This is a genomic window from Streptococcus oralis subsp. oralis, assembly GCF_002096595.1.
GTDB classification, from domain to species: domain Bacteria; phylum Bacillota; class Bacilli; order Lactobacillales; family Streptococcaceae; genus Streptococcus; species Streptococcus oralis_D.
On the sequence record NZ_NCUR01000008.1, the window covers coordinates 84,142 to 105,750 of the forward strand.

Annotated in this window: 25 protein-coding genes and 1 pseudogene; 3 read left to right on the forward strand and 23 right to left on the reverse strand. The window is 42.8% G+C overall.

Translation table 11 applies throughout. From position 1 onward, the window contains the following. Positions 1-16 precede the first annotated feature (16 nt). Both B7714_RS01475 and cdaA read right to left on the reverse strand, forming a co-directional pair. Complete coding sequence (locus B7714_RS01475) at positions 17-814, reverse strand: CdaR family protein (RefSeq protein WP_001230929.1); 798 nt, start codon at positions 812-814, stop codon at positions 17-19. Continuing rightward, positions 801-1,658, reverse strand: a complete 858-nt coding sequence (cdaA, locus tag B7714_RS01480; protein ID WP_084859447.1) for a diadenylate cyclase CdaA — start codon at positions 1,656-1,658, stop codon at positions 801-803. The genes B7714_RS01475 and cdaA overlap by 14 nt, the downstream gene beginning before the upstream one ends. 136 nt (positions 1,659-1,794) lie before the next feature. On the opposite strand from cdaA, the gene B7714_RS01490 reads away from it, so the two are divergent. Beyond that, positions 1,795-2,763 carry an NAD(P)/FAD-dependent oxidoreductase gene (locus B7714_RS01490; protein WP_084859448.1) on the forward strand — a complete coding sequence of 323 codons (969 nt, stop codon included), beginning with the start codon at positions 1,795-1,797 and terminating at the stop codon, positions 2,761-2,763. A gap of 31 nt (positions 2,764-2,794) precedes the next feature. Here B7714_RS01490 and whiA read toward each other — a convergent pair whose 3' ends face one another. The 10 genes from whiA to B7714_RS01540 all read right to left on the reverse strand — a co-directional run bounded on the left by whiA (position 2,795) and on the right by B7714_RS01540 (position 9,854). Next, entirely contained in the window at positions 2,795-3,706 is a 912-nt protein-coding gene (whiA, locus tag B7714_RS01495; protein WP_000011295.1) for a DNA-binding protein WhiA, read from the reverse strand. After that, positions 3,703-4,680 carry a YvcK family protein gene (locus B7714_RS01500; RefSeq protein WP_001231053.1) on the reverse strand — a complete coding sequence of 326 codons (978 nt, stop codon included), beginning with the start codon at positions 4,678-4,680 and terminating at the stop codon, positions 3,703-3,705. The genes whiA and B7714_RS01500 overlap by 4 nt, the downstream gene beginning before the upstream one ends. Continuing rightward, positions 4,677-5,567, reverse strand: a complete 891-nt coding sequence (gene rapZ, locus B7714_RS01505; protein ID WP_084859449.1) for an RNase adapter RapZ — start codon at positions 5,565-5,567, stop codon at positions 4,677-4,679. Before rapZ ends, B7714_RS01500 begins: the two co-directional genes overlap by 4 nt. 51 nt (positions 5,568-5,618) lie before the next feature. Beyond that, positions 5,619-5,999 (reverse strand): RidA family protein, encoded by a 381-nt coding sequence (locus B7714_RS01510; protein ID WP_001140420.1) that lies wholly within the window; start codon positions 5,997-5,999, stop codon positions 5,619-5,621. Between the two features lie 9 nt (positions 6,000-6,008). After that, positions 6,009-6,596 (reverse strand): ribosome biogenesis GTP-binding protein YihA/YsxC, encoded by a 588-nt coding sequence (yihA, locus tag B7714_RS01515; protein WP_000405203.1) that lies wholly within the window; start codon positions 6,594-6,596, stop codon positions 6,009-6,011. 8 nt (positions 6,597-6,604) lie between these two features. Then, complete coding sequence (gene clpX / locus B7714_RS01520) at positions 6,605-7,837, reverse strand: ATP-dependent Clp protease ATP-binding subunit ClpX (protein WP_002874765.1); 1,233 nt, start codon at positions 7,835-7,837, stop codon at positions 6,605-6,607. A gap of 31 nt (positions 7,838-7,868) precedes the next feature. Further along, the gene (locus B7714_RS09885; RefSeq protein WP_084859450.1) at positions 7,869-8,039 is read right to left on the reverse strand and encodes a hypothetical protein; all 171 of its coding nucleotides are present in this window, start codon (positions 8,037-8,039) and stop codon (positions 7,869-7,871) included. Continuing rightward, positions 8,039-8,545, reverse strand: a complete 507-nt coding sequence (locus B7714_RS01530) for a dihydrofolate reductase (protein ID WP_084859451.1) — start codon at positions 8,543-8,545, stop codon at positions 8,039-8,041. Before B7714_RS01530 ends, B7714_RS09885 begins: the two co-directional genes overlap by 1 nt. Positions 8,546-8,663: 118 nt before the next feature. After that, complete coding sequence (gene cmk, locus B7714_RS01535) at positions 8,664-9,338, reverse strand: (d)CMP kinase (RefSeq protein WP_000849413.1); 675 nt, start codon at positions 9,336-9,338, stop codon at positions 8,664-8,666. Positions 9,339-9,347: 9 nt separating this feature from the next. Then, positions 9,348-9,854: an SAG1386/EF1546 family surface-associated protein gene (locus B7714_RS01540; RefSeq protein ID WP_000410186.1), complete on the reverse strand. Its 507-nt coding sequence runs from the start codon at positions 9,852-9,854 to the stop codon at positions 9,348-9,350. Positions 9,855-9,899: 45 nt separating this feature from the next. Between B7714_RS01540 and B7714_RS01545 the strand changes: the two genes are divergently transcribed. Then, on the forward strand, positions 9,900-10,103 hold the full coding sequence (locus B7714_RS01545; RefSeq protein ID WP_002874767.1) for a ferredoxin: 204 nt from the start codon (positions 9,900-9,902) through the stop codon (positions 10,101-10,103). A gap of 75 nt (positions 10,104-10,178) precedes the next feature. Here the strand turns inward: B7714_RS01545 and B7714_RS10010 are convergent. The 8 genes and pseudogenes from B7714_RS10010 to B7714_RS01580 form a co-directional block, all read right to left on the reverse strand. After that, a pseudogene (locus tag B7714_RS10010) lies at positions 10,179-10,281 on the reverse strand (glycosyltransferase); the annotation flags it as partial. A 38-nt stretch (positions 10,282-10,319) separates the two neighbouring features. Further along, the gene (locus B7714_RS01550) at positions 10,320-10,964 is read right to left on the reverse strand and encodes a hypothetical protein (protein ID WP_070568480.1); all 645 of its coding nucleotides are present in this window, start codon (positions 10,962-10,964) and stop codon (positions 10,320-10,322) included. 174 nt (positions 10,965-11,138) lie between these two features. After that, a complete protein-coding gene (locus B7714_RS01555) occupies positions 11,139-12,083 on the reverse strand; it encodes a glycosyltransferase family 2 protein (RefSeq protein ID WP_070683889.1) in 945 nt (314 codons plus the stop codon). Position 12,084: 1 nt separating this feature from the next. Then, positions 12,085-13,104 (reverse strand): UDP-glucose 4-epimerase GalE, encoded by a 1,020-nt coding sequence (gene galE, locus B7714_RS01560; protein ID WP_084859452.1) that lies wholly within the window; start codon positions 13,102-13,104, stop codon positions 12,085-12,087. 101 nt (positions 13,105-13,205) lie between these two features. After that, positions 13,206-14,309, reverse strand: a complete 1,104-nt coding sequence (locus B7714_RS01565; RefSeq protein WP_084859453.1) for an NAD(P)/FAD-dependent oxidoreductase — start codon at positions 14,307-14,309, stop codon at positions 13,206-13,208. Positions 14,310-14,325: 16 nt separating this feature from the next. Continuing rightward, the gene (locus B7714_RS01570) at positions 14,326-15,123 is read right to left on the reverse strand and encodes a Nif3-like dinuclear metal center hexameric protein (RefSeq protein ID WP_084859454.1); all 798 of its coding nucleotides are present in this window, start codon (positions 15,121-15,123) and stop codon (positions 14,326-14,328) included. Beyond that, positions 15,110-15,787, reverse strand: coding sequence for a tRNA (adenine(22)-N(1))-methyltransferase (locus B7714_RS01575; protein WP_084859455.1), 678 nt, complete (start codon positions 15,785-15,787; stop codon positions 15,110-15,112). The genes B7714_RS01570 and B7714_RS01575 overlap by 14 nt, the downstream gene beginning before the upstream one ends. Before the next feature lie 101 nt (positions 15,788-15,888). After that, complete coding sequence (locus B7714_RS01580) at positions 15,889-18,225, reverse strand: cation-translocating P-type ATPase (RefSeq protein WP_084859538.1); 2,337 nt, start codon at positions 18,223-18,225, stop codon at positions 15,889-15,891. A gap of 132 nt (positions 18,226-18,357) precedes the next feature. Between B7714_RS01580 and B7714_RS01585 the strand changes: the two genes are divergently transcribed. Continuing rightward, positions 18,358-19,107: a lysophospholipid acyltransferase family protein gene (locus tag B7714_RS01585; RefSeq protein WP_084859456.1), complete on the forward strand. Its 750-nt coding sequence runs from the start codon at positions 18,358-18,360 to the stop codon at positions 19,105-19,107. 42 nt (positions 19,108-19,149) lie between these two features. On the opposite strand, the gene B7714_RS01590 is transcribed toward B7714_RS01585, so the two are convergent. From B7714_RS01590 to B7714_RS01600, 3 genes are read right to left on the reverse strand one after another with little or no spacing between them, the layout of a single operon-like run. Next, positions 19,150-19,842 carry an alpha/beta hydrolase-fold protein gene (locus tag B7714_RS01590; protein WP_084859457.1) on the reverse strand — a complete coding sequence of 231 codons (693 nt, stop codon included), beginning with the start codon at positions 19,840-19,842 and terminating at the stop codon, positions 19,150-19,152. Further along, a complete protein-coding gene (locus B7714_RS01595) occupies positions 19,823-20,833 on the reverse strand; it encodes an ABC transporter substrate-binding protein (RefSeq protein WP_000753262.1) in 1,011 nt (336 codons plus the stop codon). Before B7714_RS01595 ends, B7714_RS01590 begins: the two co-directional genes overlap by 20 nt. A 19-nt stretch (positions 20,834-20,852) precedes the next feature. Then, complete coding sequence (locus tag B7714_RS01600) at positions 20,853-21,608, reverse strand: ABC transporter ATP-binding protein (RefSeq protein ID WP_000364126.1); 756 nt, start codon at positions 21,606-21,608, stop codon at positions 20,853-20,855. Between the last annotated feature and the right edge of the window lies 1 nt (position 21,609).

The window sequence follows — 21,609 nt, forward strand, 5'->3', positions numbered from 1 at the left end:
TTTTCTACTATTTTATTTAGTCCTGTTTAGACGAGTCTGGTTTCGTTTCTGAACTCGTTGAAGACGAGCTGCTGGTTGAAGAGCCCGTTGACGAGGTCGTTGACGAAGAACTCGAGCTAGACGATACTGTTTTGGTTGTAATTTTCATTGTAGTGTCAAATGGCATAATGACGCTTGGTAGGACATTCCCATTTTTATCAACTGCTTGTAGTGGAACAGAGGCTGAATAGTTACCTGTTATCCGTTCACTCGTTGGCAAGATGGCAATGACACGATCTACTCTAGAGAGAGTTTCCTCGTCACTAATAACTGTTACTTTTTCATCTGACACAGTGACTGTATCAATTTTCACACGAGAATCAATCTGGCTAGGATCAATCTCTGGCACAACAATTACATTATCTCGTTTTGCTTTTTTACCAACCTTGACTGTTATCTTTTGCGGTGTTGCAACAGCGGTCAAACCACTCGGTAAATTTTCAATGGTTAGAGGAACTTCGATGGTTCCTACACTGGCATTGGTTAAGTCAGCTTTGACCTTGAATTTCCGAGTGCTTTCCTGCATCTCACTCGCCAAAGCAACTCTGTTTGACCCAGTCAGAAAGACGGTCACTTCAGATGTAAAACCACTGATAAAGTACTGAGCACTGTCATACTGAATATCGATTGGGACATTAAGAACCGTATTGGTATAGGTTTCTGTCCGCACCTGTCTAGCACTATTGCTATTCTGATAGTTTGTTGAAGTCGCATAGATAAAGAGGATGCAGGCGAAAAAGAAGGAAGAAATAATATAAAGACTATTTTTTCTCATGTTTCAATCCTCCTAGCAAACGCTCTTTCAAACCTTGTTTTTCCTCTGATGCTGGAAGCAAGATTCTTCTTAACTCCGATTCAAATTCTTCCAAGGTCAAATCATGCTTAAAGACTCCATTATAGGTGATTGAGATTCCACCGGTTTCTTCTGAAACCACAAAGGTAAGAGCATCTGATACTTCCGACAAACCAATCGCTGCCCTGTGACGTGTCCCAAACTCCTTGGAAATTCCTGTATTTTCAGTCAAGGGTAGGTAGGCTGAAGTTACGGCAATCCGATCTTCTCTGACAATGACCGCACCATCATGCAAGGGAGTATTGGGGATAAAGATATTAATCAATAACTCAGAGGAAATTTTAGCATCTAGAGGAATTCCAGTTGAGATATATTCCTGCAAGGTTCTCACGCGCTGTACCGCTACCAGAGCACCAATTTTACGGGGGCTCATGTACTCGACTGATTTAACAAAGGCACGAACCATTTGCTCTTCCGCACTAATAGGGGCATTGTAGAAGAAATCAGTAGCCCGGCCCAATCGTTCCAAACCAGTCCGAATCTCTGGTGAAAAGATAACTACCGCTGCGATAACCCCATAAGTGATGATCTGATTGATCAACCAGGAAATGGTCGTCAAACCAATCATATTGGACAGAATCTGACCTAAAATAAAGACCAGAACACCCCGCACCAATATCATGATTTTGGTCCCTGCAATCGCTTTGGTAAAATGATATAAAATATAAGTCACAATGAGAATATCAATCAGATTGATGACTATAGTCCAAGGACTTGAAAACAAACTCGTCCAGTATTGCCAATTGGATAATGGTTGAAAATTCATCCCTGGCCTCCTCCCTGTCAAAACACTTTCTGTACTATTATACCATTTTTTGCCCATTTTTTCCCTATCCTACCTCATTTTAAATTAAGCAAAAATATGATAAAATAAACTGACTAGAAAAAACAAAGGAGAAATCATGTCTCAACTCTATGATATTACTATTGTAGGTGGCGGTCCTGTTGGGCTCTTTGCTGCCTTTTACGCCCACCTACGCCAAGCCAAAGTCCAAATCATCGACTCCCTTCCCCAGCTAGGTGGCCAGCCCGCCATCCTCTACCCTGAAAAGCAAATCCTTGATGTGCCAGGTTTCCCAAACTTAACCGGGGAAGAGTTGACCAATCGCTTGATTGAACAGCTAAACGGCTTTGAAACACCTGTTCACCTCAACGAAACTGTTCTTGAAATCGAGAAACAAGATCAAGGATTTACCATCACAACTAATAAGGGAAGTCACCTGACCAAAACAGTTATCATTGCCATGGGTGGTGGCGCCTTTAAACCGCGTCCGCTCGAACTAGATGACGTCGAGAATTATGAAAATATCCACTGCCACGTTTCCAACATCCAGCAATACGCTGGTAAGAAAGTGACCATCCTTGGTGGTGGGGACTCAGCAGTAGACTGGGCTCTGGCTTTTGAAAAGATTTCCCCAACTACCCTTGTTCACCGCAGAGATAATTTCCGCGCCTTGGAACATAGTGTGCAAGCCTTGCAAGAATCATCTGTGACCATCAAGACACCGTTCGTTCCTAGCCAACTTATCGGAGATGGAAAAACACTCGATAAACTAGAAATCACCAAAGTCAAATCAGATGAAACCGAAACTATCGAAGTAGACCACCTCTTTGTCAACTATGGTTTCAAATCATCTGTTGGCAATCTTAAAAATTGGGGTCTGGATCTCAACCGTCACAAGATTATCGTCAATAGCAAACAAGAATCCAGCCAAGCAGGTATCTATGCTATCGGCGACTGCTGCTACTATGAAGGTAAGATTGATTTGATTGCGACAGGACTGGGTGAAGCTCCAACAGCTGTTAACAATGCCATTAACTACATTGACCCTGACCAAAAAGTACAACCCAAACACTCGACCAGTTTATAATAAAAGAACCACGGATCAACGATTCGTGGTTTTATAGTTCATCTGCAATCTTGTTTATTTTTCTGAGTCTGTGGTTGACACCACTTTTGGTCAGGGGATTGCTCAGGCTATCCGCCAACTGCTGGATAGAGTAGTCTGGGTGCTGGATCCGTAAGCGAGCCACCTCCTGCAAATCCACTGGTAAATTTTCCAAACCCATTCTATCTTTGATTTTACTGATATTATTGATAGTCTTCATGCTGGCAGAAACTGTCCGAGCGATATTAGCTGTCTCGGCATTATTGGCTCGATTGAGATCGTTACGAGTTTCACGCAAAATCTTGACGCGCTCAAAGTTATCACGCGCCTGCATAGCCCCAATCACGATCAAGAAATCCATGATGTCCTCTGCACGCTGGAGATAGGTAACTGCACCTTTCTTTCGCTCAATAACCTTGGCATCCAACAAAAACTGCTGAAGGAGAGAGGCTAGTCCATGGGCGTGGTCCAGATATACAGAACTGATCTCCAACTGGTACTTGCCAGACTCCGGATCTCGGATGCTACCATTTGCCAGAAAGGCCCCACATAAGTAAGCACGACCAGCCTCTTCATCTGCTAAGATATCGGGATCAATACCCGTCTCCAAACCAAAGAAGGAATCCGCAAGTCGCAAATCAGCTAAAAGCTCCTGCACCCTCTCATCTGTATAGACCGTATAGACACGATTCTTGCGAAGATTGCTTCTCTGATGGTGACGAATTTCTGACTTGATCTCATAAAAATGGAGAAAGGACTCATAAAGGTGCCGAGCTAACTTAGCATTTTCAGTTACGACTGACAAGGTCAAGCCCGAACTAGATAGACCGATACTGCCAGACATCTTGATAATGGCCGATAGTTCATAACGACTGAGATGGTGTTGACCAAGAATTTCCTCTTTTACTGCAACTGTAAAACTCATTTTCTCACCTGTATAATGCGCATCAATTCATCTACAATCAAATCGCCATCATGGAAGGCTCCTCCATTTTCCAAACGAAGGAAGTTGGATGAAATCACACGAGGGACCTGCTTGCAAAGACCAGCAAAATCATGCTCTACCTGAACCAAATATTCATCAAAACGGTTGGTATCCATGTATTCTCTAGGAACCTTCTCGATATTAACCAAGACCGTATCAATAAATGGCCTACCTAAGTGTCGATGGAGGACTTCCACGTGGTCACTGTCTGAAAAGTGCTCTGTTTCCCCACGCTGGGTCATGATATTGCAGACATAGGCAATCTCAGCCTTAGTCTCCAAGAGAGCCTGCCCAATCTCCTCAATGACAATATTGGGCAAAATCGATGTAAAGAGGGAACCAGGCCCCAAGACGATCATATCACTCTCTAGGATAGTATTGACCACTCGACGGCTGGCTTGGGGCGTTTCATCATCCAAGGTATTGGTCACATAGACATGGTCGATCATGCCGGGATGATCTGCAATGTGGCTCTCACCTGCCACCTCAGAACCGTCTTTAAAGACTGCATGCAGTGTCAAAGGCTGATCGCTTGAGGGGTAGATTTTTCCTGTTGTGTGGAAAAAGAGACTTAGCAGCTGCATGGCATTATAAGTGGACCCTTGCATTTCAGAAAGCCCTGCTATAATGATATTTCCTAGAGGATGACCTGCAAAAGCACCAGCGTCTTCTGAAAAGCGGTACTGAAAAACCTTCTCATAAAATTTAGGCATATCCGACATGGCTACCAGGACATTGCGAAGATCTCCTGGTGGTGTCAGCTGTTGGATATTCTTTCTTAGTTCACCAGAAGAGCCGCCATCATCAGCTACCGTTACGATGGCTGCGATATCAACATCCTTTTCTCGCAAGCTTTTCAAAATGACGGGGATACCTGTTCCTCCACCAATTACCGTTATCTTTGGTTTTCTCATGAACGGTTTACCGTTTCCTTTCTTCTGTCTTTGTCACGATGGCTTTCATTGACAGACCAGTTTTTAGCAAGGTCCTCAGCTATGCGTTTGGCAAAGGCAACACTACGGTGTTGTCCACCTGTACATCCTACTGCAATGGTTAAAACAGACTTGCCTTCTTTTTTGTAACTTGGCAAAATGGGCTCAATCAAGGCGAGTAAGTGCTGATAGAAATTTTCAGACTCTTCATGATGCATCACATAGTCATAAACTGCTTGATCCTCACCTGTCTGATTACGGAGTTCAGGGAGGTAGTATGGGTTTGGTAAGAAACGGACATCAAAGACCAAGTCTGCATCTATTGGGATACCATACTTGAATCCAAAAGACATGACTTCGATACGAAAAGACTGGGCTTGTTCTTGGTCTGAAAATTGCTCTGCAATGGTTTTACGAAGTTCACGAGGAGTGAGTTCTGTCGTATCCACCACATTTTGACTCATGTTTTTCAAAGGTGCTAGGAGTTCACGTTCCAGCTTGATGCCATCTAAAATCCGACCATCAGCAGCTAGAGGGTGACTTCTTCTAGTTTCCTTATAGCGTGCCACCAATTCCTTATCTGCTGCGTCTAAAAAGAGAATTTTGAAGTCCAAATCGTCTTGGTTTTCCAATTCATCCAAAACAGCCTGAATCTCTGAAAAGAAGGAACGGCTCCGCATATCCACCACCAGAGCTAACTTATGGTCATCATCCTTGGTCTCTACCAACTGCAAAAACTTTGGCAAGAGGGCTGGTGGCATATTGTCAATAGTGAAATATCCCAAATCCTCGAAGGACTGAATGGCTACCGTTTTCCCTGCACCACTCATCCCTGTCACAATTACCAGGTGAAGTTGTTTCTTTGTCATCTATCTCTCCTTATATCAAAAAAAGTTTGGCAGAGCCAAACTTCAACTAGCTTATCCAATCTCTGCGATCACTTCAATTTCGACTTTTACATCACGAGGAAGACGTGCAACCTCTACAGCTGAACGAGCTGGAAATTCCTCTTTAAAGGCAGTCTGGTAAACCTCGTTAAAAGGAACAAAGTCATTCATATCGCTCAAGAAGCAAGTTGTTTTGACAACATGGTCAAAGTCTGTTCCTGCTTCAGCCAAAATAGCACCGATATTTTTCAAAACTTGTTCTGTCTGTTCTTGGATCGTTTCTCCTACAATTTCTCCAGTTTCAGGAGATAGGGGAACTTGACCGCTAGCAAACAAAAGATTACCAACGATTTTTCCTTGAACATAAGGTCCGATTGCTTTTGGAGCCTTGTCTGTATGAATTGTTTTTGCCATTTCTTTCCCTCACAATTTTTCTAATATTGCGTCCCAAGCCTGATCCATCCCTGCCTTGCTGACAGATGAAAAGAGGATGAAGTCGTCACTTGGGTCAAAGTTTAATTTCTTTTTGATTGCTGATTCGTGCTTGTTCCACTTACCACGAGGAATCTTGTCCGCCTTGGTCGCAACGATGATAACCGGAATCTCATAATACTTGAGAAATTCGTACATCTGCACATCATCTGCTGACGGGTCGTGGCGGAGATCCACCAAACTAACAACTGCACGGAGATTTTCCCGAGTCGTTAGGTACTCCTCAATCATGCGCCCCCACTTTTCACGTTCCTTTTTGGAAACGCGGGCATAGCCATAACCTGGTACATCCACAAAACGCATCTTGTCATCAATGTTGAAGAAGTTGAGTAACTGGGTCTTCCCAGGTTTCCCTGATGTACGGGCAAGATTCTTGCGGTTGAGCATGGTGTTGATAAAGCTAGATTTACCGACATTTGAACGGCCTGCAAGGGCGATCTCTGGCAGTTCATCCTGCGGATAGTGGGACTTGTTTGCCGCACTGAGCAGGATTTCAGCATTGTGTGTATTGATTTCCATAGTCACCTCTAGGCTGTTTCTAGGATTGGTTTTTCCGTTCCATCGACAGCTTCTTTGGTGATGCGGACCAATTTCACATTTTCTTGACTTGGCACTTCAAACATAACGTCTAGCATGGTTTCTTCGATGATTGAGCGAAGACCACGCGCACCAGTTTTGCGTTCAATAGCCTTATTGGCGATTTCCTGAAGAGCTTCGTCGTCAAATTCCAACTCAACATCATCATAAGAAAGCAAGGTTTGGTATTGTTTCACCAAGGCATTTCTTGGCTCTTTCAAGATGCGAACCAAGTCATCGACCGTCAATTGCTCAAGAGCAGCAAAGACAGGCAAGCGTCCAATCAACTCAGGAATAATCCCAAATTTTTGAATGTCTTCTGCGATGATTTCTTGCATGTAGGAGCTGTTTTCGTCAATTGCCTTGTTATTTTGGCCGAAACCGATAACTTTTTCACCTAAACGTTGTTTAACGATTTCTTCGATGCCATCAAAAGCACCACCTACGATAAAGAGGATATTTTTAGTATCCACCTGAATCATCTCTTGTTGTGGATGTTTGCGTCCACCTTGAGGCGGCACGCTAGCAACGGTTCCCTCGATAATCTTGAGAAGGGCTTGTTGCACACCTTCACCAGAAACGTCACGTGTGATAGACACATTCTCGCTCTTCTTGGCAATCTTGTCAATTTCATCCACGTAGATAATCCCACGCTCTGCACGTTCGATGTTAAAGTCAGCAGCCTGCAAGAGTTTGAGGAGGATATTTTCCACGTCCTCACCCACATACCCAGCCTCAGTCAGAGCTGTCGCATCTGCAATAGCAAAAGGCACGTTCAAGCTCTTAGCCAAAGTCTGAGCCAAGAAAGTTTTCCCTGAACCAGTTGGACCAATCATCAGGATATTTGACTTCTGCAAATCCACATCTTCAGACTCTTCACGCGTATCGTGGAAATTAATGCGTTTGTAGTGATTGTATACAGCCACTGCCAAGGCACGTTTGGCACGATCTTGACCGATAACATAGTGGTTCAAGATATTGAGGAGTTCGATTGGTTTTGGTACTTCAGACAAGTCTGCCAAGACTTCCTCGGCCAACTCCTCCCGAATGATTTCCTGGGCCAACTCCACACATTCATTACAGATAAAGGCGTTATTCCCAGCGATTATTTTCTTTACTTCTTCTTGGCTTTTGCCACAAAATGAGCAATAAACCATCATATCATTTTTCCTATTTGTAGGCATGATTTCCTTCCATTCTAATTTATCATTCTATCTAAAATAAGGTCATATAAAAAGCGTGGACACTGTTGACCAGATTGGTAAAAGCATTCAACCAGAGTAAGGCAGACAGTCCATAGCGCTTCTTACGAAAAGCCTGTGCTCCAGTCAAAATACAGATTACACACAAAAAAGCTGTAAAAAATCCAAATATATTGCGCTCCATTAGACTTCCTTTCTATCTCGGTATTCGATGGTAAAATCATAGTCGTTTTTCTCATCTCGAGTGTAAGATTTGCTTGCTACTGTCTCAAAACGAGACAAGTCAAACTCCTCAGGGAAATAGGTATCTCCCTCTACCTGAGCATGAATCTGTGTCACAATGATTTCATCTAAATAAGGCTCAAAAGCCTGAAAAATCTGCTTTCCGCCAATGATATAGAGATTTTTTTCCTGACTCTGATACCACGCTAAAACAGACTCCACATCTTGAAATACGAGCGCCCCATCTATGACTTTTTCGCTATTGCGCGTTAAAATCAGGGTTTGCCGTTTTGGAAGCAGACGACGTCCCATGCCATCAAAGGTCACTCGTCCCATCAGTATAGCATGATTTAAAGTCGTTTCCTTAAAATGTTGCAACTCTGCTGGCAAATGCCAAGGGAGACGATTTTCTTTCCCAATCACACCTTTTTCATCTTGGGCCCAAATGGCTATGATTTTCTTTGTCATGCTTCCGTCCTTTTTATTGATACTACTATTTTATCAAAATTCTCCCAAAAAGACTGTTTTGAAACGCGCGCAAAAGAGAGAAAAGGAGCAGGCTTCATTCAGCCTGCTCCTCTCGCCCTTAGGACATATATTTTTTTGCTTCTGATTCGATTTTTTCAACCACTTCTTGGATACTTAGTCCAGTTGTGTCAAGGTAAACTGCATCCTCAGCCTGTTTGAGAGGTGAGGTTTCACGATGACTGTCCTTGTAGTCACGCGCAGCAATCTCTTCTTTCAACGTTTCCAAATCTGTCTCAATGCCTTTGGCAATATTTTCCTTGTAACGACGCTCTGCTCTTTCTTCAACAGAAGCCACTAAGAAAATCTTGAGTTCAGCTTGTGGTAAAACAACTGTCCCGATATCACGCCCATCCATAACGATACCACCTTGCTGAGCAATCTCTTGCTGGAGAGAAACCAGTTTTTCACGCACTTCAGGAATGGCAGCGATGCTTGAAACCTTGTTGGTCACTTCATTTTCACGAATCGGATGCGTAATATCAACATCTCCTACAAAAACAAGTTGCTCACCTGTTTCTGAACGACCAAAACTAATGGGGTGTTGGTTAAGAAGCTCAAGAAGTTGGTCTACATTTCCTGCATTCAACTGGTGTTTGAGCGCTATATAAGTCGCAGCACGGTACATAGCACCTGTATCGAGATAAGTATAACCAAAATCCTTAGCGACAATCTTTGCGACCGTACTCTTACCACTCGAAGCTGGACCATCGATAGCAATTTGAATTGTCTTCATGACCGACTCCTATCTTGTCTTAATCACATCACCTGGGTTGGCAAACCAAGATCCAGATGACATATGAGAAGGATTTAGGGCTTCTAGCTGGGCAATGGAAATCCCTGCACGTTGAGCAAGAGCTGCTTCTCCCTCTCCAGGCTGTACTGTAAGTGTTCCTTCACCCTCTGTATGTTCTTCCGAACTGCTCTCTGAAGGTGTTGATTCAGAAGAAGCTGTTTCCTCTACCTTGCTACTTGAAGATGATGATGCTTCCACTTTAGAACTTGCACTTGTAGAAGGAGACGATGCATCATAGAAGTCCTTCAAAGATGAAGTACGATTGCTTCCTCCGGTTGATAGGTAAATCAATACAACTACCATCGCTACAACGATTACAAAGAAGAGGCTGGCTAGAACCGTCAAGACACGATTCGCAACAACGCCTTTCCCTTTTTGTTTCCGGTGTCGACGCTCTGATCTTGTTTCTTCCTCATTGTTTTCGTAAATATCTTCTTGCCACGGTTCTTTTTCCATACCTTACTCCTTGTTTTTTTTACATTTTCTTATTACAATATAAATATGAAAGTCACACTTATACCCGAACGGTGCATCGCCTGCGGGCTTTGCCAAACTTATTCTGAACTCTTTGATTACCATGATAATGGAATCGTTCGATTTTACGATGATCCAGTTGAATTGCAAAGAGAAATCGCTGAGACCAGCGATGTTCTGGAGGCCATCAAAAATTGTCCTACACGTGCACTTCTAAAAGATCCATCGTAGGAAGCAGGGAATGAATGTTATTGATTTTTTCTCATTTTTCCCACACTTATTAGTTTAGCATATTTCTAGGTAAAATTATAGTCTTTTTTGGTTATTTTTTTCCTTCAATAATAGAAAGGTCACTTTTTTCTTTGACGAGATAGAGTGGTCTTTTTTTGGTCTCTAGATAAATCTTACTGTAACTTATAATCTAAATTTCTCAATGAGAATAGACTCCTACCATTCTATTTCCTTTACTTTCTTAACAAATTCGTCCCACTCTTGTATACAATCTTTGGATAAACATATATCCGTATAACTGAACGATAAATCTTTAATATTCTTCCACCAATCAAAAGAATTTCCCTCTTTTTCTGATTCTATTCTTTTGTTAACCATTTCAATAATTGTGTTATCTATCTCTTCCCTGTCATCTAAACTTAGAAATCTCCATTCAATTCCATTTGTATAAATTACTTTTTTATACCATAAAAGATCTCCAATAAGTTGTCCCATCTCTCTAGTTAAATGTTCAGAGCTGTTCGATAAGGTTGATTTGATTTTTTCCTCTGTAATTAAAGGATACTTTAAATTCTTAACTTCCACGCACCCTCGAAGTTTCTTCCATTCTTTATTTTTTATACTTTTTCTGGATTTGTTTTCATAAGTCTTATCTAAAATAACTATATCAGGAAAATTACTTAGACCATAATATATTTGTCCCATATTACTCTTTCTTCTTCCGAAAACATATCTTTTTGATAAACTATCTTTTAAAGTGGGCTTAATTATATCAGCAACTATAGGATACAATTCAGCCTCTACATAATTTTGGTTCTCTATTAGCCCGATTTCTTCAGTATAATCCTCTTTATTTAGCATAAAATAATCCTCCTAATTTTTTTATTTCTTAAGTTTCCACTTTTGCAGTAAATATCCCTACATAAATCCATTATACCGTATCAAATCCCTAGTTACTTTAAAGACCACCAAAAACCACCAAAATTCCGGAGTAAAAGAATTATAAAAACAAAAAGTAACTACGCTAGATAAATTCTATCTTTGTTTTGACTTACCATCACTTTTTTCTTTGACGAGATAGAGTGGTCTTTTTTTGGTCTCTAGATAAATCTTACTGATATACTTACCGAGAATCCCAATCGTCAGGAGTTGAATCCCTCCAAGAAAGAGAATGACAGCCATCAGAGAGGTCCAGCCAGATGTCGGATTTCCCAAGATAAGGGTCCGAAACACCACAAAAACAGTCATCATAAAAGAAATAAAACAAGATAGGAGTCCCGCTACAAAGGCTATACTCAAGGGAAAATCTGAAAAGTTAAGAATTCCTTCAATCGAGTAGAAAAAGAGTTGTCTAAAACTCCAACTGGTCTTGCCAGCCTGTCGTTCAACGTTTGGATAATCAAGATAGTGCGTTTTAAAACCCACCCAGGCAAAGAGTCCTTTAGAAAAACGATTGGACTCGGTCAGGGTCAAAATAGCATCTACCACAGATCGTCTCATCATGCGAAAATCACGGACACCTGAGGGCAGAGCTACTGGGCTAATTTTTTGCATGAGGCGGTAAAAGAGGTCAGCACAGAAACTGCGGAAAAAGGGTTCTCCCTCCCGACTAGTTCTCCGTGTTCCAACACAGTCTATATCTGCATTTTGGTCTAGTAAGGCTTTCATCTCAAGTAGCATACTAGGAGGATCCTGAAGGTCTGCATCCATCACGACCACCAAGTCTCCAGTTGCATGCTGCAAGCCTGCGTATAAGGCTGCCTCTTTCCCAAAATTTCGTGAGAATGAGACATAACGGACCGTAGGATTCTGCTCCCGATAGGTCTTCAAAAGCTGCAGGGTCCCATCGATTGAGCCATCGTCTACAAAGACATATTCGACATCTGCTCCCAAGTCAGGAAGCAGAGCTTCCACAGACTGATAAAAAAGAGGAAGTACTTCCTCTTCGTTTAAACAAGGGACAATGATTGAAATCATCATCTTAGTCTTCAAATCCATTTGGATGCTTGCTTTGCCAACGCCATGCGTCTTCACACATTTGGGTGATGTCGAGTTCTGCTTCCCATCCGAGCTCTGCTTTGGCTTTTGCTGGGTCTGAGTAGCAGGCAGCGATATCACCTGGGCGGCGTTCTACGATGCGGTAAGGAATAGGACGTCCCACTGCTTTTTCCATATTTTGGATAATTTCAAGAACGGAATAACCTTTACCTGTTCCAAGGTTATAAACATTAAGACCTGAACCTTTTTGGATTTTTTTCAAAGCTGCAACGTGACCTTTAGCTAAATCGACAACATGGATATAGTCACGAACCCCGGTTCCATCTTCTGTATCGTAATCATCTCCAAAAACTTGTACTTGTTCTAGTTTGCCCACTGCTACTTGTGAAACATAAGGCAAGAGATTGTTTGGAATTCCGTTAGGATTTTCTCCCAAGTCACCGCTCTCATGTGCTCCGATTGGGTTGAAGTAACGCAGCAAGACCACATTCCATTCTGAGTCTGCCTTGTAGATATCCGTCAAAATTTCCTCTAACATGAGCTTGGTACGACCGTATGGATTGGTCACTGAAAGTGGGAAATCTTCTAAGATTGGAACTGTATGAGGATCTCCGTAAACTGTCGCCGAAGAACTGAAGATGATGTTCTTACAGTAATTTTCTTCCATGGCTTTTAGAAGGCTGACAGTTCCAGCGATATTGTTATCATAGTAGGTAAGAGGGATACGTGTTGATTCACCAACAGCCTTCAAACCCGCAAAGTGAATGACACCAGTCGGTTCTTCCTGCTTGAAAATATCTCTGAGTGTATCTGTGTCACGGATATCTGCCTCATAAAAAGGAATCTCAACTCCTGTGATTCTTTCAACAACTTCTAAACTTTTACGATTGCTATTGACAAGATTATCCACCACAACCACTTGATGACCTGCTTGGATCAACTCAATAACAGTGTGGGTTCCGATAAATCCAGCACCACCAGTTACCAAAATCTTTTCTTGCATCTTTCTTCCTCGATTCTCGGATTATTTTTTCTTATTTTATCATTTTTGATAGGGAATGTCATTTGACATCCTAAACTACCTGCTAAAATTTCAGTAAAATCTTATTCTCTTTTTACTCGTTTGACATAGTTTGCAATGGGATAATTTTCAGGGTCCAAGGTCAACTCCTTGTCTTGGACCAATTGGGCTAGATGGTAACCGATGATCGGACCCGTTGTGAGACCTGATGAACCTAGTCCACTAGCCGCATAGACACCTGCTAAGCCTGGGACTTGCCCAAAAAATGGCGAAAAATCACTGGTATAGGCACGGATTCCTACTCGCTCACCTCTTATAGTAGCTTCAGCCAAGGCTGGGTAGGATGGCAAGACTGCTTCCTCCATTTGTTGGAGCAAGGTTTCATCTACCGTCAAATCAAATCCCATATCATTTTCATGAGTAGCGCCTAAGGACAATTTCCCACCTGCAAAAGGGATCAAATCCCACTCCCCCTCTGGCATGACAACAGGGTAAGATTCCATATCTTTGGAAATCTGATAATCTCGGAGTTGTCCTTTTTGGGGACGAACATCTACCTCATATCCTAAAGGTTCCAAAATGTCCCTCAACCAAGCTCCCGTTGCTAGAATAACCTGATCAAAGACCTCTTCGCCAATCTGATAGCCGAATTCTAAAGGTGTCAGACTCACTTTTTCTTTGACTAGCTTGACTTGACTGGCTTCTAGCAAACGAGTCACTAAGAGGTGGCCATCTACTCTCGCTCCACCAGAAGCATAGAGCAGGAGGTCGAATCCCTGCAAACCAGGGAATAATTCATTTGCAGACGCTTGGTCTAGAATGGCTAATTGACCTATCAAGGGAGATTCTTCTCTACGCTGAAGAGCTAGTTGATAGAGTTCTTCTAGTTTGGATTCATCCTTTTTCAAGAGAAAAACTCCTGAGCGTTGGTAAAAGTCGATTTCCTGACCAGACTTTTCTAAATCAGCCAACAAATCCACATAAAAGTCAGCTCCCAAGCGCGCCATCTTGTACCAGGCTTTATTACGGCGTTTGGAAAACCAAGGACTGATAATTCCCGCTGCTGCTTTGGTAGCCTGACCTTGTCCATGGTCAAAAACGGTCACATCTAGGTCACTTTCTTTAGAAAGGTAGTAGGCAGCAGTTGCCCCTACAATCCCTGCTCCAATAATGGCAACTTTTTTCATTGTCTTCACTTTCTAACTAGATATGGTGGAAAGGATTGGTCGATGCTTGACTAGGTAAAATATCAATGTCCCAGCCTTTCTCTTCCTTCCATTGAGTAAGAAGTGCTGCGACTCTTTCCACAAAAAGCACTTCTATATAGTGACCTGGATCCAATGCCAACAGGCCATCAGACAACATATCCTGGGCAGTGTGGTAGTAGATGTCACCAGTAATGTAGACATCTGCCCCCTTAGCTAAAGCATCCTTATAGAAAGATTGACCACTACCGCCACAGATGGCCACTCTTGAAATAGGCTTCTGCAAATCACTTTCTTGATAATGCACCATTCGAAGGCTATCTAGACCAAAGACTTGCTTGACATGCTGGGCCAATTCCCCAAAAGTCTGAGGCTGAATATTCCCAATCCGCCCAATCCCACGTCCTGGGCCTGTTTCCTGGAGATAAGTCGTCTCCTCAATACCTAGCATCTGGCAGAACCAGTCATTGAGACCATTCTCAACGATGTCAATATTGGTGTGACTGACATAAACTGCGATGTCATGCTTAATCAGGTCGATGTAAATCTTATTTTGCGGACGGCTGGCTACCAGATCCTTAATAGGACGAAAGATAGGCGCGTGCTTAACGATAATCAAGTTCACACCCTTTTCAATAGCCTCTGCCACCGTCTCTTCACGAATGTCGAGGGCAACCATGACTCTTTGGATCTCCTTGTCTAGAGTACCGATTTGCAGGCCACGACTGTCTCCCTCCATGGAAAATTCCTGGGGACAAAAGGCTTCATAAGCTCTGATTACTTCACTTGCTAGCATGGAGAACCTCCTTAATGGCTTGAATTTTATGAGCTAGAACTTGACGTTCTTCTATATTTTTTTCTGGGATTTGGCTAAGAGCAACCTCTAACTTAGCTGCTTCTTTTTGCCATTTTTTGATAAAGACTGGGCTGACTTCTTTGGACAAGATAGGTCCAAAACGGACATCACTGGCTGATAGCTTCATTTGTCCCGCTTCCACTACTAGAATTTCATAAAACTTGCCGGCTTCTTCTAGGATGCTTTCTGCTACAATCTGAAATCCGTGCTCTTGTAACCAGATGCGCAAGTCGTCTTCACGATTATTGGGCTGGAGGATTAAACGTTCTACGTTAGCTAACTTGCCCAAACCTTCTTGCAATATGGTAGCAATCAAACGACCACCCATACCAGCAATGGTGATAACCGACACTTGGTCTGCCTCTTCAAAGGCTGTCAAGCCATTGGCTAAACGGACTTGGATTTTCTCCTTTAGACAGTGAGCCTCTACATTTTTCACCGCTGACTGGTAGGGGCCTTCCACCACCTCACCTGCAATGGCGCTTTTGATTTGTCCTCTCTCGACTAACTCGATTGGCAGATAAGCATGGTCACTCCCCACATCTAGTAACACAGCACCTTGTGGCACAAAGGAAGCTACCAATTCTAATCTCTTTGAAATCATCTTCTCTCACTTTCCAAAACTCTATTACCTCTTATTATACCACATTTCAGCTAGCAATCTTGCACCTAAAAAGACCGCAATCCACAGATTGCAGTCTTTCTTTATTTTCTCGCTTGGTAACGACTGGTTAGAATGAAAATCACCGTAAAGACCAGCATCATGGCCCCATAAACAGGTAACGTTTGTCCAGTTAAGGTCGAAATTTCAAGCAATTTTTGGATCATTGGGAAATGAGCTGTGGCTAGGAAGCCTCCTACTGACCAGACAACCAAGAGGACACGCCAGAGGGTAAATGGCATGCAGGCTCTAAATACAGATAAGAAACCGATAGAACCAAGGAGATAATAGAGTAGGGTTGAGATTTCTAACTCAGACCAACCTTGACTCGCTCCAAAGATTTTGACAAAAAGAACGCTAAACACGACCATGAGGGCACTTGGTAGGGCGCGAAGCATGGATCTTCTGAGGAAGTTTGGCTCAACAGGCTTGATATTTCGCTCAAAAGTCAGAACGAATGGCGGGAAACCTTCCACGAATTGGTCAATCATGGTAATCTGGATTGGAATGAAGGGGAAAATCAAGATCCACTCAGACCGTCCTAGAAGAGCACTGGCGATACAGATGACAGCGAGCAAGAAGGAATAGATTGTCTTTATCAAGAAAATCGGTGCGATATGGGCGATGTTATTGACCACACGACGACCTTCAAAGAGAATCTCAGGAACATCATTAAAGTCAGAGTTCAAGAGAACCAGATTAGCAATCTGACGAGTCGCAGGATCTCCTTCAGCCATCACGATCGAACAATCTGCTTCGCGGAGAGCTAGGATATCATTGACACCATCCCCTGTCATTGCCGTTGTATGCCCTGCTTTTTTCAGCGTTTGGATGATGAGTTTCTTTTGATGAGGGGAAACACGACCAAAAATTGCTGTCTCTTCAGCCATAGCAATCAATTCCTCATCCGTGATTTTTGAGCAATCTACATAGCTGTGATAGTCTACAAAGCCAGCCTTCTGGGCAATGCTGGATACTGTAACGGGATTGTCGCCAGAGATAATCTTTAGGCCCACTTCCTGGGAACGGAGATAGTCCAGCGTCTCAGCTGCTCCTTCTCGAATCGGGTCCAAGATTTCCAGCAAGGCCAGGGCTTGAATGTCAGACGGTTTCTGTGGTTTGTGATGATCTAGTTTTTCCTGACTAAGGGCCAAGACCAAGACACGTGACCCTCTCTCTAGGGCCTCTCTAGCTTCTGGGACTTCAGAGTCCAACAACATCTCAGGCGCACCTAAGAAAACCGTTCCTAGCCCTTCTAACTCCATAGCTCCCCACTTGCGGTCGCTTGAGAAAGGAAGATTCGAGAGCATAGGATAGGCTACTTGACCTTGGAAACGCTGGCGAATGGCTTGGGCTGTTGGATTTTTATCCTCACTATGAGCTATGTAACTAGTCAGAATGTTAGTAATAGCCTCTTCACCATAAGTTTCCGTCAGAGGAAGAACCGCCTCCACCTGCATCTTTCCTTGGGTGATGGTGCCCGTCTTGTCCAGACAGAGCATATCCACGCGCGCCAAGGTCTCGACAGAGTACATCTCCTGCACTAAAACCTTTTTCAAGCCCAGCTTAATCACCGCAGTCAAGAGCGAAGTAATGGTCAAAAGGGCAATTCCCTTGGGCAACATTCCCAAAAGGGCAGTCGATGAATTTACAACGGATGACTTAAGGGGCAAACCTTTTAACATCAAGGCTTCTAGCAAGAGGGCTAGACCAAAGGGAATAATAATCTTCCCAGTAAAACCAGCTAGCTTGTCTAGCGATTTCATGATACGGGAATTGATCGGTTTCACAGTCTTAGCTTCCAGCATGAGTTTGGCAGCATAGTTGTCTGCCCCGACATGGTGAACTTGAGCCAAAACTGCGCCACTGGCTAGGAAACTCCCTGATAAAAGCAAGGCATCCACTTCTTTTTGCACCAAATCACTCTCACCCGTCAACATGGCTTCATTGACTTCCGCAAATCCTTCCAGAACCAGAGCATCACTAGGGATTTGCTCTCCAGCAGACAGACGAATGACATCTCCTAGAACCAACTCTTCTGGATCGAGAGCAACTTCTTGACCCTCACGAATGGTTTTAACTTTTTCCTTGGTCATGAGATTGAGCTTGTCCACCATGTGTTTAGCCCGCAGCTCGGTCACAATCCCAGAAAAAGCGTTAAAGCAGATAACGGCAAAGAAGACCAGATTGCTCCAAGCCTGCACAAAGGCAAGCGCTAGGGCAATAACAAAGTTTAATGCGTTAAAAAGTGTAAAAACATTTCGTTTGATGATTTGCCAAGTACTGGTACTGGCTGAAGCGGTAAAGTCATTGACCAAACCTTGAGCCTGTCTTTCCTTGACTTCTCTTTGGGTTAATCCCATAATCTTATTTTTATCCATAAATTCTATCATATCATTTTTTTTAAAAGAATTCTAATCCCATCTAAAACTGTTGGCTGATAACTGAAAAAGTTTGCCAGTAGTCTTTCGATAAGGTATAATAATAAAAGCAATACAATCGAAGGAGATCTCATGTTTTATACTTATTTGCGTGGACTAGTCATGCTGATCTTGTGGTCCATCAATGGCAATGCCCACTATCACAATACTGATAAAATCCCTAGCCGAGACGAAAACTATATCCTCGTCGCTCCTCATCGTACTTGGTGGGATCCTGTTTACATGGCCTTTGCGACCAAACCAAAACAGTTCATCTTTATGGCCAAAAAAGAGCTGTTTAACAACCGCATCTTTGGCTGGTGGATCCGTATGTGTGGCGCCTTTCCTATCAACCGGGAAAATCCTAGCGCCTCTGCTATCAAATACCCTATCAATGTCCTCAAAAAAAGTGACCGCTCTCTCATCATGTTCCCAAGTGGGAGTCGCCACTCGACAGATGTCAAAGGCGGAGTTGCTCTGATTGCCAAGATGGCTAAGGTCCGTATCATGCCAGTTACCTATACTGGTCCCATGACCTTGAAAGGTTTGGTTAGCCGTGAACGTGTGGATATGAACTTTGGAAATCCTATCGATATCTCAGACGTCAAGAAAATGAATGATGAAGGGATTGAAATGGTTGCAGACCGTATCCAAGCAGAATTCCAACGTTTGGACGAAGAAACCAAGCAGTGGCACAATGATCAAAAACCAAACCCACTCTGGTGGTTTGTCCGCATCCCTGCCCTTATCCTTGCAGTGCTTGTTGGTATCCTAACGATTATCTTTACCTTCATCGCAAGCTTTATCTGGAATCCAGATAAGAAGAGAGAGTCTCTTGGTTAAAAAATACAAATATCCCTTGGCTTTTACCAAGGGATATTTCTTTTATGCAATTTTCCATTTTTGGGCCAACCAGTTGGAAAAGGCTAGGAATCGTTCAGCCACTTGCTCATGATGCCCATAGGGATCAAAGACAAACTGACTAGTCGGATAGTGTTTCTGAAGACTGGTATGGATCTGCGCAGTATAGACTGGTGCTTGAGCCAAGCGATTGGTATGATTGGCTCCTTCTGTTTGACCATTTAGTAAATACAGCAAGCAGTCCAGATTTTCCAGCTTTTCTTCCTTACAGAAAGAAACAAAATCAGGATACCAAAAGGAACCGCAGATTGAGAAGACACAGGAGACCTTGTCAAAGCTGAAAAGACTGTAAACTGCCGCCAAACCACCTAATGAATACCCTCCATAGGCAAGACGATCTTCGTCCAGATGATAAAGAGATCGCAACTTGTCTAAAAGACCTCCAAATAAACGACCATGATAGGCATTTGCCTGACCGCCAAAATCTTGAGTTCCATCTCTCAGAGCAGATGCCTTCCAGGGCGTGTAGTCATCTAGGCGATTTTTAGAGGTCAAGCCCACTAAAATCACAGATTCTGAAAGGGAAGATAGAAAATCCAAGTTTCCATCATTCAAGAGAATAACTGGATAGGTTTGATTGGGATCATAGGTCGAAGGAAGGCTGACCTTGACTTGGATCCCTTCCCAATCAAACTCATTATTTATTGATAAAGTCATTGATTTTCTCAAGGGAATCAATCACTGCTGGACCATAGTCCATCAACTCATCGTAAGAAATGGTCATGATTTTTTGATTCTTAATTGCAGGAACGTTTTCCAAAACTTCATTTGCCTTCATCAACTCTACTGCGTTGGCATCCAATTTTTTATTACGGTCGCTGGTTACATAGATAATCAACTCAGGATCCATTGACACGAGATTTTCCAAGGTTAAGCCTGATGTTCCCGTTGCAACATTTGTATAACCAAGTTGATTTAGAAGGCTCTCTTGCAAAGCAGACTTGTAAGCGCCGAAGGTTTCGTCGTTATAAGCAACCATAATCAAAGCCTTTTTCTTTTCACCTTGGCTTGTTGGATTTGCTTTCTTAACAGCGTCAATTTTAGCTTGTAATTGGGCTGCATATTCATTGGCCTTGTCCTGAACATTGAAAATCATTCCAAGATTTTTGACATCTTCTACAATATTTCCCAAATCTTGCTGAATCGTTGAGAGAGAAGCTTTTTGCGTATAGACTGGGATTTTGTTTTCATTCCAAGTGCTAACTGTCCCCAAGGATTTTTCAGAAAACATCATGTTTCGACCCATCACCGCATCTGGCTCATAAGAAAGCACTGTCTCTTGTGAGACTGTTTTTTTATCGCCAATTTGAGGAATGGTCGCAATCGCGTCCTTGTATTTGTCCGTCACAGCATTGTCCGGGTTGAGCATGCCAGCAATTTTATCCTTCAAGCCTAACTCCAACAAGATTTCAGTGGTTGAAAGATTGTTGGTGATAACTTTTTCAGGTGCCTTGTCAAAGACTTGTTCGACTTCATTTCCCTTAACATCATAGGTTTTAACCGTTAACGGATAAGTCGTCTCTGTGCTGGCCTTTTGACTTGTTTCTGTGCTAGACTGCGTGGTAGCTTTTTCTGTAGTAGTGTTACCACAAGCTGCCATGGTTAGGGTAGCTACTGTTACGAGTAAAATGCTTAGTGTTTTTTTCATTTTGTTTTCCTTTTCATTCTTATAAATAGTGAATCATGGCTTGCTGATCCTCAGTCCAAGTAACCTGACTTTGAACTCCATATACAGTTTGTAATGACTCAGGGGTGATGGTCTCCTTTGGAGTCCCTTGGTAAAGGATTTCCCCCTCTTTCATCAGATAGAGATAATCCGAATAGCGACAAGCAAGTTGAATATCATGTAGGACAGCTAAAACATTGACCTTGAGATTCTTCACAATGGCCAACAAGTCTAACTGGTACTTGATATCCAGGTGATTGGTTGGTTCGTCTAGGAGCAAGAGAGTCGGTTCTTGCGCCAAGGCGCGTGCTAATAAGACTCGCTGTTTCTCCCCACCTGAAAGAGACGAATAGAGACGAGTTTTCTTCTCAAGCATATCCACCTTGACGAGAGCATCTTGAACAAGGGCATAATCCCTTTCCTTTTCCTTCTGTAAAAAAGAGAGATGGGGCGTTCTTCCCAGCAAGACGATTTCCTCAACTGTACAATCAAACTGCAATTGATTAAACTGGGTGACAACTGCCATTTGCTTGGCTGTTTCTTTAAGTGACCAATGCTCCAGCGGTTTTCCATCTAGGCTTATCAAGCCTTTGTCCGCCCTTTCCTGACGATAGAGGAGTTTAAGCAGGCTGGTTTTTCCACTTCCATTTGGCCCTAGTATCGTATGAAATTGATGCCCCTCAACTTTAAGAGAAACTCCTTTGAGGATTTTTTTCTCTCCTAGTCCAAAGTGGACATCCTGACAAATCAAGTCCATA

Excerpts from the sequence above, each read along its gene's own strand:
- B7714_RS01475 (WP_001230929.1), bottom strand. The coding sequence starts at position 814 with ATGAGAAAAAATAGTCTTTATATTATTTCTTCCTTCTTTTTCGCCTGC.
- cdaA (WP_084859447.1), bottom strand. The coding sequence starts at position 1,658 with ATGAATTTTCAACCATTATCCAATTGGCAATACTGGACGAGTTTGTTT.
- B7714_RS01490 (WP_084859448.1), top strand. The coding sequence starts at position 1,795 with ATGTCTCAACTCTATGATATTACTATTGTAGGTGGCGGTCCTGTTGGG.
- whiA (WP_000011295.1), bottom strand. The coding sequence starts at position 3,706 with ATGAGTTTTACAGTTGCAGTAAAAGAGGAAATTCTTGGTCAACACCAT.
- B7714_RS01500 (WP_001231053.1), bottom strand. The coding sequence starts at position 4,680 with ATGAGAAAACCAAAGATAACGGTAATTGGTGGAGGAACAGGTATCCCC.
- rapZ (WP_084859449.1), bottom strand. The coding sequence starts at position 5,567 with ATGACAAAGAAACAACTTCACCTGGTAATTGTGACAGGGATGAGTGGT.
- B7714_RS01510 (WP_001140420.1), bottom strand. The coding sequence starts at position 5,999 with ATGGCAAAAACAATTCATACAGACAAGGCTCCAAAAGCAATCGGACCT.
- yihA (WP_000405203.1), bottom strand. The coding sequence starts at position 6,596 with ATGGAAATCAATACACACAATGCTGAAATCCTGCTCAGTGCGGCAAAC.
- clpX (WP_002874765.1), bottom strand. The coding sequence starts at position 7,837 with ATGCCTACAAATAGGAAAAATGATATGATGGTTTATTGCTCATTTTGT.
- B7714_RS09885 (WP_084859450.1), bottom strand. The coding sequence starts at position 8,039 with ATGGAGCGCAATATATTTGGATTTTTTACAGCTTTTTTGTGTGTAATC.
- B7714_RS01530 (WP_084859451.1), bottom strand. The coding sequence starts at position 8,545 with ATGACAAAGAAAATCATAGCCATTTGGGCCCAAGATGAAAAAGGTGTG.
- cmk (WP_000849413.1), bottom strand. The coding sequence starts at position 9,338 with ATGAAGACAATTCAAATTGCTATCGATGGTCCAGCTTCGAGTGGTAAG.
- B7714_RS01540 (WP_000410186.1), bottom strand. The coding sequence starts at position 9,854 with ATGGAAAAAGAACCGTGGCAAGAAGATATTTACGAAAACAATGAGGAA.
- B7714_RS01545 (WP_002874767.1), top strand. The coding sequence starts at position 9,900 with ATGAAAGTCACACTTATACCCGAACGGTGCATCGCCTGCGGGCTTTGC.
- B7714_RS01550 (WP_070568480.1), bottom strand. The coding sequence starts at position 10,964 with ATGCTAAATAAAGAGGATTATACTGAAGAAATCGGGCTAATAGAGAAC.
- B7714_RS01555 (WP_070683889.1), bottom strand. The coding sequence starts at position 12,083 with ATGATGATTTCAATCATTGTCCCTTGTTTAAACGAAGAGGAAGTACTT.
- galE (WP_084859452.1), bottom strand. The coding sequence starts at position 13,104 with ATGCAAGAAAAGATTTTGGTAACTGGTGGTGCTGGATTTATCGGAACC.
- B7714_RS01565 (WP_084859453.1), bottom strand. The coding sequence starts at position 14,309 with ATGAAAAAAGTTGCCATTATTGGAGCAGGGATTGTAGGGGCAACTGCT.
- B7714_RS01570 (WP_084859454.1), bottom strand. The coding sequence starts at position 15,123 with ATGCTAGCAAGTGAAGTAATCAGAGCTTATGAAGCCTTTTGTCCCCAG.
- B7714_RS01575 (WP_084859455.1), bottom strand. The coding sequence starts at position 15,787 with ATGATTTCAAAGAGATTAGAATTGGTAGCTTCCTTTGTGCCACAAGGT.
- B7714_RS01580 (WP_084859538.1), bottom strand. The coding sequence starts at position 18,225 with ATGGATAAAAATAAGATTATGGGATTAACCCAAAGAGAAGTCAAGGAA.
- B7714_RS01585 (WP_084859456.1), top strand. The coding sequence starts at position 18,358 with ATGTTTTATACTTATTTGCGTGGACTAGTCATGCTGATCTTGTGGTCC.
- B7714_RS01590 (WP_084859457.1), bottom strand. The coding sequence starts at position 19,842 with ATGACTTTATCAATAAATAATGAGTTTGATTGGGAAGGGATCCAAGTC.
- B7714_RS01595 (WP_000753262.1), bottom strand. The coding sequence starts at position 20,833 with ATGAAAAAAACACTAAGCATTTTACTCGTAACAGTAGCTACCCTAACC.
- B7714_RS01600 (WP_000364126.1), bottom strand. The coding sequence starts at position 21,608 with ATGGACTTGATTTGTCAGGATGTCCACTTTGGACTAGGAGAGAAAAAA.